14 protein-coding genes are annotated in these 13,812 nt (G+C 73.0%); 5 read left to right on the plus strand and 9 right to left on the minus strand.

The window, feature by feature from the left end; all coding sequences use genetic code 11:
- Positions 1-47: 47 nt before the first annotated feature.
- Complete coding sequence (cmk, locus tag P0Y31_RS06940) at positions 48-758, minus strand: (d)CMP kinase (protein WP_275867715.1); 711 nt, start codon at positions 756-758, stop codon at positions 48-50.
- Between the two features lie 61 nt (positions 759-819).
- Between cmk and P0Y31_RS06945 the strand changes: the two genes are divergently transcribed.
- Positions 820-2,358: an HNH endonuclease signature motif containing protein gene (locus P0Y31_RS06945; protein WP_275867717.1), complete on the plus strand. Its 1,539-nt coding sequence runs from the start codon at positions 820-822 to the stop codon at positions 2,356-2,358.
- 15 nt (positions 2,359-2,373) lie between these two features.
- On the opposite strand, the gene P0Y31_RS06950 is transcribed toward P0Y31_RS06945, so the two are convergent.
- The 6 genes from P0Y31_RS06950 to xerD all read right to left on the minus strand — a co-directional run bounded on the left by P0Y31_RS06950 (position 2,374) and on the right by xerD (position 7,989).
- Positions 2,374-3,453, minus strand: coding sequence for a prephenate dehydrogenase (locus P0Y31_RS06950; protein ID WP_275867720.1), 1,080 nt, complete (start codon positions 3,451-3,453; stop codon positions 2,374-2,376).
- Between the two features lie 36 nt (positions 3,454-3,489).
- On the minus strand, positions 3,490-4,515 hold the full coding sequence (locus P0Y31_RS06955; RefSeq protein ID WP_275867723.1) for a pseudouridine synthase: 1,026 nt from the start codon (positions 4,513-4,515) through the stop codon (positions 3,490-3,492).
- Positions 4,512-5,153, minus strand: a complete 642-nt coding sequence (scpB, locus tag P0Y31_RS06960) for an SMC-Scp complex subunit ScpB (RefSeq protein ID WP_275802937.1) — start codon at positions 5,151-5,153, stop codon at positions 4,512-4,514. Before scpB ends, P0Y31_RS06955 begins: the two co-directional genes overlap by 4 nt.
- On the minus strand, positions 5,146-6,003 hold the full coding sequence (locus P0Y31_RS06965) for a ScpA family protein (protein WP_275868894.1): 858 nt from the start codon (positions 6,001-6,003) through the stop codon (positions 5,146-5,148). The genes scpB and P0Y31_RS06965 overlap by 8 nt, the downstream gene beginning before the upstream one ends.
- A gap of 94 nt (positions 6,004-6,097) precedes the next feature.
- A complete protein-coding gene (locus tag P0Y31_RS06970; RefSeq protein ID WP_275868896.1) occupies positions 6,098-6,913 on the minus strand; it encodes an AAA family ATPase in 816 nt (271 codons plus the stop codon).
- Between the two features lie 176 nt (positions 6,914-7,089).
- Positions 7,090-7,989: a site-specific tyrosine recombinase XerD gene (xerD, locus tag P0Y31_RS06975; protein ID WP_275867726.1), complete on the minus strand. Its 900-nt coding sequence runs from the start codon at positions 7,987-7,989 to the stop codon at positions 7,090-7,092.
- Positions 7,990-8,121: 132 nt separating this feature from the next.
- On the opposite strand from xerD, the gene P0Y31_RS06980 reads away from it, so the two are divergent.
- Positions 8,122-8,757: a hypothetical protein gene (locus P0Y31_RS06980; protein WP_275867728.1), complete on the plus strand. Its 636-nt coding sequence runs from the start codon at positions 8,122-8,124 to the stop codon at positions 8,755-8,757.
- On the opposite strand, the gene hisS is transcribed toward P0Y31_RS06980, so the two are convergent.
- Both hisS and P0Y31_RS06990 read right to left on the minus strand, forming a co-directional pair.
- Positions 8,726-10,090, minus strand: a complete 1,365-nt coding sequence (gene hisS / locus P0Y31_RS06985; protein WP_275867730.1) for a histidine--tRNA ligase — start codon at positions 10,088-10,090, stop codon at positions 8,726-8,728. The two genes, P0Y31_RS06980 and hisS, sit on opposite strands and share 32 nt — an antisense overlap.
- On the minus strand, positions 10,087-10,788 hold the full coding sequence (locus P0Y31_RS06990; RefSeq protein ID WP_275867733.1) for an MBL fold metallo-hydrolase: 702 nt from the start codon (positions 10,786-10,788) through the stop codon (positions 10,087-10,089). The genes hisS and P0Y31_RS06990 overlap by 4 nt, the downstream gene beginning before the upstream one ends.
- Before the next feature lie 118 nt (positions 10,789-10,906).
- Between P0Y31_RS06990 and P0Y31_RS06995 the strand changes: the two genes are divergently transcribed.
- Genes P0Y31_RS06995 through P0Y31_RS07005 form a run of 3 tightly spaced genes read left to right on the plus strand, consistent with a single transcriptional unit; the run spans position 10,907 to position 13,800 of the window.
- Positions 10,907-11,713 carry a peptidylprolyl isomerase gene (locus tag P0Y31_RS06995; RefSeq protein WP_275867735.1) on the plus strand — a complete coding sequence of 269 codons (807 nt, stop codon included), beginning with the start codon at positions 10,907-10,909 and terminating at the stop codon, positions 11,711-11,713.
- Between the two features lies 1 nt (position 11,714).
- Positions 11,715-13,166 (plus strand): DUF349 domain-containing protein, encoded by a 1,452-nt coding sequence (locus tag P0Y31_RS07000; protein ID WP_275867737.1) that lies wholly within the window; start codon positions 11,715-11,717, stop codon positions 13,164-13,166.
- A 10-nt stretch (positions 13,167-13,176) separates the two neighbouring features.
- Positions 13,177-13,800: an FMN-binding negative transcriptional regulator gene (locus P0Y31_RS07005; protein ID WP_275867740.1), complete on the plus strand. Its 624-nt coding sequence runs from the start codon at positions 13,177-13,179 to the stop codon at positions 13,798-13,800.
- The last annotated feature ends 12 nt before the right edge of the window (positions 13,801-13,812 follow it).

The raw sequence follows: 13,812 nt of genomic DNA on the forward strand, positions 1-13,812 counted from the left end.
AGCCTCCATTGTCCCCTACGTTGCGGCCGCCGCCGACCACGCGCCCGTCAGGCCTGCTGGCGGCCAGCCTGCGGACGCGCCCGGGCGACGACGTCGAGCACCGCCTGGACGCTCTGCGCGAAGTCGAGGTCGGAGGTGTCGACGAGCGTGACGCCCTCGGAGGCCTCGGTGAAGTCCGAGACGGTGGAGTCGTCGCGGTCGCGGCGCACGACCTGGTCGCGGGTGGCCTCGACGGCGTGGTCCTCGGCATGTCCGTGCAGCTCCTTGGACCGCCGGCGTAGGCGCGCCTCCTCGCTCGCCGTGAGCAGGATGCGCACGTCGGCGTCGGGGGCGACCACGGTGGTGATGTCACGACCCTCGGCCACCACTCCCCCTGTCTCCTCGGCGATCTGCTGCATCAGGTCGCGCTGCAGCTGCTGGAGCACCGGACGGACGGCGGTGTTGGTGGCGACCTTGGAGACGACCTCCGAGACGCGGGTGGTGCGGATGTCGTCGTTGATCTCGCGGCCGGAGACGCGCACGCCCGGCGCAGCGGGGTCGGTGCCCATCTCCAGGGGCAGGTCGCGAGCGGCCTGGGCCACGGCAGCCTGGTCGTCGAGGTCGACACCCTCCTCCAGGCACCACCAGGTGAGGGCCCGGTACATGGCGCCGGTGTCGAGGTAGCCGACGCCGAGCTCCCGGGCGACGGCCTTGGAGACGCTGGACTTGCCCGACCCGGAGGGGCCGTCGATCGCGACGACGAGGTGCTCGCTGCTCATTCCGCAGAGCCTAGGGCAGGGCTCGGAAGCGATGTCACACCCCTCCTCTAGCGTTGGACACATGTTCGAATCGGTGTCTGGTGAGGGGTCGCTGACCACAGCGCCCTCGACGACGACGCCCCCGACCACCGCGCCGTTGACGACCTCGCCGTTGACGACGGCGGACCTGGCATCGTTCCTGGAGAGGCTGCCCAGCCTGGCCACCGCCGTATCGGACGCCGAGCGGGTCGACCAGCTCGGCCTGCTGGAGGCGGTCAAGCACGCCTGCGCCGGCGCCCAAGCCACCGTGGCGGTGGCCTTCGACGCATCGCAGCGCGAGGTTCAGGCCGCGGCCGGGGTCCCGGCCCGGGAACGCGGTCGGGGGGTGGCCGCCCAGCTGGCCCTGGCCCGGCGCGAGTCCCCGGCACGAGGCTCACGGCACCTCGGGCTCGCCAGGGCGCTGGACGCCGAGCTGCCCCACACCGGCGAGCACCTGCGCCACGGCCGGGTCAGCGAGTGGCGCGCCACCATCGTCGCCCGCGAGACCGCCTGCCTGTCCGCTGGGGACCGCCAGGCAGTCGATGCCGCGCTCGCCGCGGACTTGCCCACCCTCTCCGACCGGCAGGTCGAGTCCCGCGCCAAGGCCCTCGCCGTGCGGTTCGACGCGGCTTCGGTGGTCACGCGGGCCGCCAAGGCCCGCGCCGACCGGCGCGTGTCGCTGCGCCCGGCCCCGGACACCATGACCTACCTGACCGCGCTGCTGCCGGTCGAGCAGGGCGTGGCCGTCTACGCCGCCCTGCACGCCGCGGTCGGCGCCGCCCGCGCCACCGGTGACGGCGCCGCCCCGGACCCGCGCGGAGCCGGGCAGGTCATGGCCGACACCCTCGTCGAACGCCTCACCGGTCAGGCCACCGCCGCCGCGGTGCCCATCGAGGTCCAGCTCGTCCTGCCGGCCGAGACCCTGCTCGGCGGTGACGAACCGGCCACCCTGCCCGGCGGCCACCCGGTGCCGCCCGCGTTCGCCCGCCGCCTCCTGACCGACACCGCCGACTGCGCGGACTCCTGCAGCGACGCGGGGGCCGCGCTGACCCTGCGCCGCCTGTTCACCACCCCCACCGGCGACCAGCTCGTCGCGATGGACTCCCGGCGCCGCGTCTTCGACGGCCAGCTGCGCCGCTTCCTCACCCTGCGCGACCAGACCTGCCGCACCCCGTGGTGCGACGCCCCGATCCGGCACGCCGACCACGTGGTCCCCGACCGGGCCGGCGGCCCCACCACCGCCCCCAACGGCCAAGGCCTGTGCGCGGCGTGCAACCACGCCAAGGAGGCCCCCGGCTGGTCCGCGGTCACCACCGACCCGGGCCCGACCGCCGCCGACCCGCACGCACCACCACACCGGGCCCGCACCACCACCCCCACCGGACACACCTACGACTCCACCGCCCCACCCCTCCTGCCCACCCGACGAGCGCCCACCCAACGAGCGCCCACCCGACGAGCGCCCACCCGGCGTGCTCACGGCCCAGCGCCCGGACGACAACGGCACCCCTGGCACGACAACGTCATCACCCTCACCTGGGAAGACCGGACTCGAGAGGTTCACGGGCTCGCCGGCGCCTGAGGGTCGACAGCGGTCTCAGCCGTGCAGCTGCCAGCCCCGCGCCTGCAGCTCCACGCCGAGCCGCTCCGCCACAGCGGGCAGAACCGAGATCTCGGCGAGCCCGAACGGCTGCCCCAGGCCGTGCTCGAGGTGGAGGTCCTCGAGATTCACCCCGGCGTCGCCGACGTCGTGGAGCAGCCGGGCCAGCTCGCCGGGCCGGTCCGGCACGAGCACCGTGACGACGGCATACGTCGTGGGCGCGGCGCCGTGCTTGCCGGGGATCCGGTCGTGGCCGGTGTTGCCGTGGGCCACGATCCGGGCCAGCACCTCCCGCGCGCCCACCCCATGCCCCTGCTCGAGGTTCTCGAGGGCCCCGAGCACCTCGGTGAGCTCGTCGCGCAGGTCGCTCAGCACCCGCCGCACGGCCGGTGCGTTGCCGGCCAGGATCTGGGTCCACAGCTGCGGGTCGCTGGCGGCGATCCGGGTCACGTCACGGATCCCCTGCCCGGAGAGCCCTGCCGCCGCCTCCGGGATCGACCTCAGCCGGCTGGCCACCAGGCTGGCCGCGACCTGGGGCACGTGCGAGACGACGGCGACCGCCGCATCGTGCTCCTGCGGGCTCATCACGCTCACGGTTCCGCCCGCGTCGACCCCCAGCTGGGTGACCAGCGCGACCGCTCGCTCGCTCGAGCGGTGGTGCGGCACGACGACCCAGGCACGCCCGTCGAACAGGTCTCCGCGGGCGGCGACCGCCCCGGACCGCTCCCGGCCCGCCATGGGGTGCGAGCCGGCATACCGGGCGACATCGCCCCCGGCGGCCTCGACGTCGCGCAGCACGGCGACCTTGACCGAGGCGACGTCGGTGACGACCGCGTCCGGCCACCGGCGCAGCTCCTCGGCCACGACCGCGCCGGCGACGTCCGGGGGCGCGGCGACGACGACCAGCTCAGGGTCCTCGGTGGGGTCGGGCAGCCGCCCTGCCCCCAGGTCGCGGGCCAGGGCCACGGCAGTCGGCGACGGGTCCGCCAGCGTGACGGTGTGCCCGCGCCGCGACAGCGCGATGCCCAGGCTGGTGCCGATCAGGCCAGTGCCGACGATGCGGACGCGCAGGGTCACGCGCCAGAGGCTACCGACGGCGGTGGCCCGGCGACCTCAGAGTCCAGCAGCCGAGTACAGCTGCCCGACCTCCTGCTTGGTCAACGCCCTCATCTTGCCCGGCTTGGTGTCACCGAGGCGGATCGGGCCGACCTCCGTGCGCACCAGCGTGAGCACCGGGTGACCGACCGCGTCCATGAGCCGCCGGACGATGTGCTTGCGTCCCTCGTGCAGCACGATCTCGACGAGCGCCTTGCCGGGCATCGAGTCGACGACCTTGAAGGAGTCGACCGACGCCGGGCCGTCCTCGAGCTCCACGCCCTCGCGGAGCTGCTTGCCGAGGTCGCGCGGCACCGGGCCGTGGATCTGGGCGAGGTACTTCTTGGCGACGCCGTACTTCGGGTGCTGGAGCCGGTGCGCGAGGTCACCGTCGTTGGTGAGGATGAGCAGGCCCTCGGTGTCGGCGTCGAGACGGCCCACGTGGAACAGCCGCTCGTTGCGGTTGCCGACGTAGTCGCCGATGTTCAGCCGGCCGAGCTCGTCACTCATGGTCGTGACCACGCCCAGCGGCTTGTTGAAGGCGAAGTAGACGCGCGACTCGTCGAGCTGCACGCGCACGCCGTCGACGTGCACCACCTGGTCCGGGCGGATGCGCACACCGAGCTCGGTGACGACCTGGCCGTCGACCTCGACACGACCCTGCTCGATGAGGTTCTCGCAGACCCGCCGCGAGCCCACCCCGGCGGCGGCCAGCAGCTTCTGCAGCCGCACGCCCTCGGGGTCGTGGACGTCGACCTGCGGGGTGGTCTGCGGGCGCTGGGGCAGCCGGGTCGGCTGGCTCTTCTTGGTCGTGCCCGAGCCGGACCGCTGCGGCTTCCCGCGCCCGCCCGACGGGCGGCCGCCTCCGGACGCACCTCCGCGGCCGCCTCCGGACGCACCTCCGCGGCCGCCTCCGGCAGGCGGCCGACCACGGCCCCCTGCCGCGCCACCGCGACCGCCCGCGCCACCGCGGCCGCCGGCACCACCTCGGCCGGCACTGCCGCTGCCGGACCCGGCTCCGCCTCGGGACCTGGGGGGCGTCATGAACGGCCCTGTTCTGCGAGCTCGTCGAGCACGTCGACCTCCGGGAGGTAGGGGGCAAGGGCAGGCAGCTCGTCGAGGGTGCCGAGGCCGAGCCGCTGCAGGAAGTAGGGGGTGGTGCCGTAGAGGACGGCGCCGCTCTCCCCCTCGGCACCCACCTCCTCGATGAGGCCGCGGGTCAGGAGCGTGCGCACGACCCCGTCGACGTTCACCCCGCGCACGGCGCTCACCCGCGAGCGGGAGATCGGCTGGCGGTAGGCGATCACGGCGAGCGTCTCCAGCGACGCCTGGGTGAGCTTGGCCTGCTGGCCGTCGAGGAGGAACTTCTCGACCACCGGCGCGTACTCGGCGCGGCTGTAGACCCGCCAGCCGCCGGCCACGCTGCGCAGGGTGAAGCCGCGCTTGGCCTGCGCGTACTCCGCCTCGAGCGCGTGGAGGTGGTCGACCACGTCGTCGACGGGCAGCTCGAGGGCCGAGGCCAGGGCCATCTCGGTGATCGGCTCGTCGACGACCATCATCACGGCCTCGATGGCGCTGCGGGCGCCCCCGGGGAAGTCGTTGATGTCGAAGGCGATCTGCTCTTCAGGCGTCGCCTCGGTCCCCTCCTGCGCCTCGTCGGGTGTGTCTGGCGTGTCAGTCATCGGTGCTCTCCTGCCCCTCGACGGGGCTCTCCTCATCGGCCTGGTCTTCTTCGTCGAACTCGTCGCTGACCTCGATGGCCCCCTCGTCGGAACCGGTCCAGCGCACCGTCAGCTCCCCCAGTGCCTCCGCCTGCTCGAAGACGATGGCCGCCTCCCGGAACAGCTCGAGCAGCGCCAGGAAGCGCGCGACGATCACCAGCGTGCTGTCGGCGTCGGCCACCAGCGAGCGGAACGAGCAGGCCCGCTCCCGGCGCAGGCGGTGCCCGACGATGGTGGCCTGCTCACGCACGCTGACGGCAGGAGCGTGCAGGTGCTCCAGCCCCACGGTCGGCGCCACCTTCGGCGTCATCGCGCGCGCGGCGACCATCGCCAGCTGCTCAGGGGTGATCGTGATGACCAGCTCGGGCAGCAGCTTCGCGAACTGTGGCTCGATCCCCGCCTGGCGGGGCGTCATCCGGCCGGCGGTGGCCATCCGCTCACCGAACGTGCGGGCGATGTCCTTGAAGGCGCGGTACTGGAGCAACCGGGCGAACAGCAGGTCGCGCGCCTCGATGAGCGCGAGGTCCTCCTCGTCCTGCGGGCTCATCTGCGGCAGCAGACGGGCCGCCTTGATGTCGAGCAGTGTCGCGGCGACGAGCAGGAACTCCGAGGCCTGGCTGAGGTCCCACTCGGTGTTCGACGCCTGCGCCGCCTTGATATGGGCGATGAACTCGTCGGTGACCTTGGCCAGCGCGATCTCCGTGATGTCGAGCTTGTGCTTGGAGATCAGCCCGAGCAGCAGGTCGAAGGGGCCGGAGAAGACGTCGAGGTGCACCTCGAAGGGTGCGCTGGCGCTGCGGCGGGTCAGCACCCCGCCCGGGGTGACCTGCGCCGCCGGCGCGACCTGCTCCTCGACCGGCGCAGCCTCCTGCTCGTCGACCGGCGCAGCCTCCTGGCTCACGCGGTCAGGCCGCGCCGCCGCGGGCGATGAGCTCACGCGCCAGCTGCCGGTATGCCGCCGCCGCGCCGTGCGTGGACGCGTAGCTCGTGATGGGCTCGGCCGCCAAGGTGGCGTCCGGGAACTTCACCGTGCGGCTGATGACGGTGTGGAACACCTGGTCGCCGAAGTGGTCGACGACGCTGCGCACGACCTCCTTGCTGTGCAGCGTGCGCGAGTCGAACATCGTCGCGAGGATGCCGTCGACCTGCAGGCGCGGGTTGAGGCGGTCGGTGATCTTGTTGATCGTGTCGATGAGCAGCGCCACGCCGCGCATCGCGAAGAACTCGCACTCCAGCGGGATGATCACCCCGTGCGCGGCCGTCAGGGCGTTGACGGTGAGCAGGCCCAGCGAGGGCTGGCAGTCGATGAGGATGACGTCGTACTCGTCGAGCACCGGCCGCAGCACGCGGGCCAGAATCTGCTCGCGGGCCACCTCGCCGACGAGCTGCACCTCGGCGGCGGAGAGGTCGATGTTGGCCGGGATGATGTCGAGGTTCTCGGTGCGCGTGCCCTGGATGACGTCGCGCACGTCGTGCCCACGGTCGACGAGCAGGTTGTAGACGGTGACATCGAGCTCGTTGACGCGGATGCCGAGGCCGACCGAGGCGGCTCCCTGGGGGTCGAAGTCGACCAGCAGCACCCGTCGGCCGACCTCGGCGAGCGCGGCGCCGAGGTTGATGGTGGTCGTCGTCTTGCCGACGCCGCCCTTCTGGTTGCACATCGCGATGATCCGGGCCGGCCCGTGCGAGCTGAGCGGTGCCGGGTCCGGGAAGTCCGGCATCGGACGTCCGGTGGGTCCGACCTGGCCGGCCGCGGCGTGCTCGGTGCCCGGCAGCGTGGCGGTCGCGAGGTCGGAGCGGCGGTCCGCTGTCGTGGTCACCTCAGAATCCACAGGCGTTTCACTCCCGGTGCGCTCGTGCAGGATCGGTCAGCCTCTCGCTGATCGCACAGACCCTATCAGCGAGCACGGGGGTGGCTCTGGGCATAGACCTCGCGGAGGCGTTGCACGGTCACCATCGTGTAGATCTGGGTCGTCGTCACCGAGGCGTGCCCGAGCAGCTCCTGCACCACCCGCACGTCGGCGCCGCCGTCGAGCAGGTGGGTGGCGAAGGAGTGCCGCAGCGTGTGCGGCGACAGGTGGCCGGACAGCCCGGCCCGCTCGGCGGCTGCCCTCAGCGCGGCCCAGGCGCTCTGGCGGGAGAGCCGGCCGCCCCGCTGGTTGAGGAAGATCGCGGGCGTTCCCCTGCCCCTCGACGCCAGGGCCGGGCGGCCCCGCACGAGGTAGGAGGACAGCGCCTCGGCGGCATACGAGCCGAGCGGCACGACACGCTCCTTGCCGCCCTTGCCGAACAGCCGCACCACACCCTCCGCCGCGTCGACGTCGTCGACGTCGAGCCCGACGGCTTCGGAGATGCGCGCTCCGGCGCCGTAGAGCACCTCCAGCAGCGCACGGTCACGCAGCGACGCGGGCGTGTCGCCCACGCCGGCCGCCGCGAGCAGTCGCTCGACGTCCTCGACGCTGATCGCCTTGGGCAGCCGGGCGGGTGGCCGCGGCGGGCTCACGGCGCCGGCCGGGTCCTGGGCAGTTTCGCCCTCGAGCACCAGGAACCGGTGGAAGCCGCGCACCGCGACCAGGGTCCGTGCCGCCGACGACGCCGCCAGCGGCGGGTGGTCGGCACTCCCCTCGCGCAGGGTCGCCAGGAAGTCGCTGACGTCTGCCTCGGTCACCGCCGCGGGGTCCGTCACCCCGCGACCACCGAGGTATGCCGTGTAGCGCGCGAGGTCGCGCCGGTAGGACTTCAGCGTGTTGGCCGACACGCCACGCTCCACGTCGAGGTGGTTGAGCCATCCGCGCACGGCCCGCTCGACGGCGGTCGCGGCGGTCGTGTCGGTGCTCAGGGCGACGTCCTAGCAGGTGGGCGGCGGGGGCGGGTGGGAGTCTAGACCGGCAGTGCGCCCCGACCGCCGAACCTGACGAGAGGCTCGCCCATGAAGCTCTACGCAGACCTGCCCGTGCGCCGCACCAGCCAGATCGTGGCCGACGTCCTGGTCTTCGCCTGGGTCGCGGTGTGGGCCTGGCTCGGACGCGCGGTGCACGACGCGACCCAGCAGCTCGCCGGGCCGGGCCGCACCCTGCAGGGCGCGGGCTCAGGGTTCCGCACCGAGATGGGCGACGCCGGACGCGCGGTCAGCGACGTGCCCCTGGTCGGCGACCGCCTGTCTGAGCCGTTCGAGCGGGCCGGCAGTGCCGGCACCACCATCGAGCAGGCCGGCACCGACCTCGTCAACGCGGTGAACGACCTCGCCCTGCTGCTCGGCTGGGTCACCGCGCTCGTGCCGATCACGATCGTCGTGCTCATCTGGGGGCTGCTGCGGCTGCGGTTCGCCCGCCGCGCGACGGCGGCGCAGCGCTTCATCGACAGCTCCGCCGACCTCGACCTCTTCGCCCTGCGGGCGATGGCCACCCAGCCGATGCACCGGCTGGCGCGGATCTCCGACGACCCGACCGGCGCCTGGCGCGCTCGTGACCCGCAGGTCGTCCACGCCCTGGCTCTGCTCGAGCTGCGCGACAGCGGCCTGCGCCCGCCGGCCCTCAGCCCTCGTGCCGCAGGATCCGGGGCCTGAGGTCCTCCACCGGCGGCTGCCACGACTCGGCCAGGGCGTCGACCTGCTCCCCGCTGCGGATGTCCTTGACCTGGTCTCCCCCGCCCTCGGACGCCCCCGGGAACCAGACGTACGGGATCCCCCGCCGCTCGGCATACCGGATCTGCTTGCCGAACTTGGCGGGCTTGGGGGCGACCTCGCACGCGATGCCGCGCGCCCGCAGCGCCGTGGCGACCCGGGTCGAGGTCGGGCGGCCCTCCTCGTCGTTGACCGCGACGAGCACGCACGCGGGCGTCGAGCGGCTGGCGCTCAGCAGGCCCTTGCCCAGGAGCAGGCCGAGCAGGCGCGAGACACCGATCGAGATGCCCACTCCCGGGTAGGTGGTGCGGCCGTCGGAGGCCAGGGCGTCATAGCGCCCACCGGAGCAGAACGACCCCCACGACTCGTAGCCCTCGAGCTGGGTCTCGTAGACCGTGCCGGTGTAGTAGTCGAGGCCGCGGGCGATCTTCAGGTCGGCGACGAGCGCACCGGGGGCGTTCTCCATGCCGGCGCGGATCACCCGCGAGAGGGCCTCGAGGCCCTCGTCGAGGGTCGGGTGCTCGACGCCGAGCGCGCGCACCTGCTCGACGAAGCCGAGGTCCTCGCTGCGGATGGCGGCCAGGGCGAGGCACTGCTCGGCCTGGTCGGTGCTGCAGCCCGCCTCCTCGAGCATGGCGCGCACCTTCTCGGGTCCGACCTTGTCGAGCTTGTCGACGATGCGCAGTGTGCCGGTGACGTCGTCGATGCCGATGCCGCGGTAGAAGCCCTCGGGGATCTTGCGGTTGTTGACCTGGATGGTCATCCTGCCGATGGGCAGCTTCTGGAAGATCTCGGCCATCACCAGCGGGATCTCGGCCTCGTAGTGCGGCGAGAGCTCGCCCACGTCGACGACGTCGATGTCGGCCTGGGTGAACTCGCGGTAGCGCCCCTCCTGCGGCCGCTCGCCCCGCCACACCTTCTGGATCTGGTAGCGCCGGAACGGGAACGACAGCTTGCCGGCGTGCTCGAGCACGTAGCGCGCGAAGGGCACCGTGAGGTCGAAGTGCAGGCCGAACTCGACGCCACCGGCGTCCTCGTCGTCGTCACCGGCGAGCCGGGTGACGCCGTAGACCTCCTTGTCGGCGTCGCCCCCCTTGCCGAGGAGGCGGTCGACCGGCTCGACCGCCCGGGTCTCGATCGACGGGTACCCGTGCAGCTCGAACGTCTCACGGATGACGTCGAGGAAGTGCTGCTCGACGATGCGCTCGGCGGGGAGGTACTCGGGGAAGCCGCTGATCGGGGTGACCTTGGCGGCGCGCGGTGCGGGGGTGTTCACGCAGTCAGTCCTTGCAGGTAGGGGTTGGTCGAGCGCTCGTGCTGCATCGTCGTCGCCTGGCCGTGGCCGGGCAGCACGAGGGTGGTGTCGGGCAGGGGCAGCACCACGTCGCGCAGAGAGCGCTGCATGGCCGCGTGGTCGCCACCAGGAAGGTCGGTGCGGCCGATGGAGCCCGCGAACAGCACGTCGCCGCTCAGCACCGTCGAGCGCACGCCGGCGCTCTCCTCGAGGCCGTGGGGCACGGTGCCCAGCGAGAACATCACCGAGCCCTCCGTGTGGCCCGGCGCGTGGAGGACCTCGACGTCCAGGCCGGCGAGGCCCAGGCTCTGCCGGTCCTTGAGGTCGACGACGTTCTCGGGGTCGCGCCAGGTCGCCTTCGCGCCGAACTGCTGCTCCAGCATGCCGATGAGGCCGGGGTTGGCGATGCTGAGCGCGTCGTGCAGCCGGTAGCGGTCGTCGGCGTGGATGTAGGCCGCGGTGTCACCGCCGCAGACCGGCGTCACCGAGTACACGTGGTCGATGTGGCCGTGGGTGAGCAGCACGGCGGCCGGGCGCAACCGGTGCTCGGCGAGCACCTCGCGCAAGGTCTCCTCGATCCCGATGCCGGGGTCGACGACGAGGCACTCCTCCCCCGCGCCGGGGGCGAGGACGTAGCAGTTGGTGCCGAAGGCGGCAGCCGGGAACCCGATGGTCAACACGGCCTCGAGCCTATCCGCTGCCCTGCTGCCTAGACTGACCGCGGCCGACGAGCACGTCAGGCCCGACAGGCCACAAGGTCCGACACCCGCAGGTCCGACATCGAGGAGCAGGGAACCGGTGACGAAGGAGCAGGAGCGCGCACGGGCGCGCCGACGCCAGCAGAAGCTCGACGCACGAGAGGCCCAGCGGGCGCGCGAGCGTGCCCGGAACCGGCAGGTCGTGATCGTCGTGGCCGCGGTCCTCGCCGTGGTCGCGCTCTTCGTGTTCCTGTCCACCCAGCTCTCCGACGATGCGGGCGACCCTGCGGCCCAGCCCAGCGTCTCGGCGTCGACCAACACTGCGGCCTCCGGCCGCTGCAAGCCCGCACCCGAGGCGCCGACCTCGATCACGCCGGTCGACAAGCCCGCCGCGGCGCTCGCCGCCGGCAAGACCTTCGAGGCCGTCATCACCACCAACTGCGGTGACATCACCCTCGAGCTCGACGGCGCGAAGGCCCCGCAGACGGTGGCGTCCTTCATGGCGCTCGCGAGGGCCGACTACTGGGCCGACTCCCCCTGCCACCGCCTCACCACGCAGGGCATCTTCGTGCTGCAGTGCGGTGACCCGCTCGGCGGTGCCGGCCCCGGCCCCGGCTACACCTACGGCCTGGAGAACACGCCCAAGGACGGCTCCTACCCCACGGGCACGCTCGCCATGGCGCGCACAGCCGACCCGAACAGCAACAGCGGCCAGTTCTTCATCGTCTACGACGACACCGAGCTGCCCACCGAGGGCGGCGGCTACTCCATCTTCGGCACGGTGACGAGCGGTTTGGATATTGTCGAGGAGATCGCCGCAGCAGGCGTGAACGGAGGCGCCGGCGACGGAGCCCCCGCGACGCCCATCAGCATCCTCAAGGTTGCTGTCACCGAGAAGAAGGCCTGACGTGACTGACCAGACCACACCGGCAGGGGAGCCCACCGAGGCCTCGCAGGCCACCACGCCCGCCGCGCCGGAGGTGGCTGCAGCAGCCAAGCCGGCCCCGCCGAAGCCGAGCGCCATCCGCCCCGGCGCTGCGCCGACCCCCGCCGCCCTGCGCGCGGTGGCGCACCCGCCCGCGGCTGTCGCGTCTCCGGCGCCCGGTCCGGCCGCCGAGACCTTCGGCCGCGTCGACGAGTCCGGCACCGTCTACGTCCGCACCGCCGATGGTGAGCGGGAGGTCGGCTCCTACCCCGGCGCCACGCCCGAGGAGGCCCTGCACTACTTCGCCCGCAAGTTCGACGAGCTGTGGGCTTCCGCCGACCTGCTGCACCAGCGGCTCGCCACGACGGACCTGTCGGCCAAGGACGCGCAGGAGGGGTTGGCCAAGCTGCGTGAGCACATCGGCGAGGCCAAGGTCGTGGGCGACCTCGCCGCGCTCGACGCCAAGGTCGCCGAGATCGAGCAGGCCGTCGCCGCCCGCCGCGAGACCGAGGCCGCCGAGCGCACCCGCGCCCGCGAGACGGCCCGGCAGGAGCGCGAGGCGCTCGTCGTCGAGGCCGAGAGCATCGCCGCCCAGCCGGAGAACCGCATCCAGTGGAAGGCCAGCGGCGCCCGCATGCGCGCCCTCCTCGAGGAGTGGAAGCAGCACCAGCGCACCGGGGCCCGCCTCGACCGCGAGACCGAGACGGCGCTGTGGCAGCGCTTCTCCCACGCGCGCAACAGCTTCGACAAGGCGCGCAGGGTGCACTTCGCCCAGCTCGAGAGCAGCCAGGCCGAGGCGAAGGCCGCCAAGGAGGAGCTGGTCCGCGAGGCCGAGGAGCTCTCCGCCAGCACCGACTGGGGGCCCACCGCCGGCGCCTTCAAGCGCCTGATGGACCGCTGGCGCAAGGCCGGCCGTGCAAGCCGTTCCGACGACGACGCCCTCTGGGAGCGCTTCAAGGCCGCCCAGGACGCGTTCTTCGCCGCCAAGGACCAGGTTGCGGCAGCCGAGGACGAGGAGTTCCGCGGCAACCTCGCCGTGAAGGAGCAGCTGCTCGCCGAGGCGCAGTCGATCCTGCCCGTCACCGACATCGATGCCGCCAAGGCCGCACTGCGCTCCATCCAGGAGCGCTGGGACGCCGCCGGCAAGGTGCCCCGCGGCGACGTCGACCGCATGGAGAAGGGCCTGCGCCGCATCGAGAGCGCCGTTCGCGAGGCCGACGACAAGCGCTGGCAGCAGACCAACCCCGAGGTCGCAGCCCGGGCCCAGAGCATGGTCGACCAGCTCGAGGCGTCCGTCGCAGCGCTGCGCGACGACCTGGCCACGGCCGAGGCCTCGGGTGACGAGCGCAAGGTCGCCGACGCCCGCGCCAAGCTCGAGGCGCAGGAGCAGTGGCTGGCCCAGGCCCGCGCCGGCCTCGACGAGTTCAGCGGCTGACCGGAGCGCCGTGTACGCGCCCTCCTTCAACCGGGTCGAGGACGAGGAGCAGGCACGGCGGATGGTGGCCGCCTCCGGCGCCGCCGAGCTCGTCACGGTCGGTGCCGACGGCTACCCCGTCGCGACCCTCCTGCCGGTCCTGTGGCGCGGTGGCACGGTGCTGGCGCACATGGCGCGGGCCAACCCTCACTGGCGCGAGATCGGCGACGGCTCCCCCGCCCTCCTCGTCGCCGCCGGTCCACAGGCCTACGTCTCGCCGTCGTGGTATGCCGCCAAGGCCGAGCACGGGCGCGTGGTCCCCACGTGGAACTACACGACCGTCCACCTCACCGGCCGGGTGCGGGTCCACGACGACGTCGAGTGGCTGCGGGGCATGGTGACCGCGCTCACCGACGCGCACGAGTCCCACCGCGAGCACCCGTGGGCCGTCACCGACGCGCCGAGCCCCTACGTCGAGGGCCAGCTGCGCGGCATCGTCGGCATCGAGCTCACCGTCGAGCGCGTCGAGGCCAAGGCCAAGCTGAGCCAGAACCGCTCCGATGCCGACCGCGCCGGCGTCGTGGCGGGCCTGCGCGCCGAGTCCACGCCGTCGACGACCGCGGTGGCTGACCTGATGGACCAGCCGGACGCCTGAGCCGGAGCTCCT

Source organism: Knoellia sp. 3-2P3, from assembly GCF_029223115.1.
Taxonomy (GTDB): Bacteria; Actinomycetota; Actinomycetes; order Actinomycetales; family Dermatophilaceae; genus Pedococcus_A.

Coding starts and splice junctions, on each gene's coding strand:
- P0Y31_RS06945 (WP_275867717.1), top strand. CDS start 820: ATGTTCGAATCGGTGTCTGGTGAGGGGTCGCTGACCACAGCGCCCTCG.
- P0Y31_RS06955 (WP_275867723.1), bottom strand. CDS start 4,515: ATGACGCCCCCCAGGTCCCGAGGCGGAGCCGGGTCCGGCAGCGGCAGT.
- P0Y31_RS06970 (WP_275868896.1), bottom strand. CDS start 6,913: ATGCCGGACTTCCCGGACCCGGCACCGCTCAGCTCGCACGGGCCGGCC.
- cmk (WP_275867715.1), bottom strand. CDS start 758: ATGAGCAGCGAGCACCTCGTCGTCGCGATCGACGGCCCCTCCGGGTCG.
- scpB (WP_275802937.1), bottom strand. CDS start 5,153: ATGACTGACACGCCAGACACACCCGACGAGGCGCAGGAGGGGACCGAG.
- P0Y31_RS06980 (WP_275867728.1), top strand. CDS start 8,122: ATGAAGCTCTACGCAGACCTGCCCGTGCGCCGCACCAGCCAGATCGTG.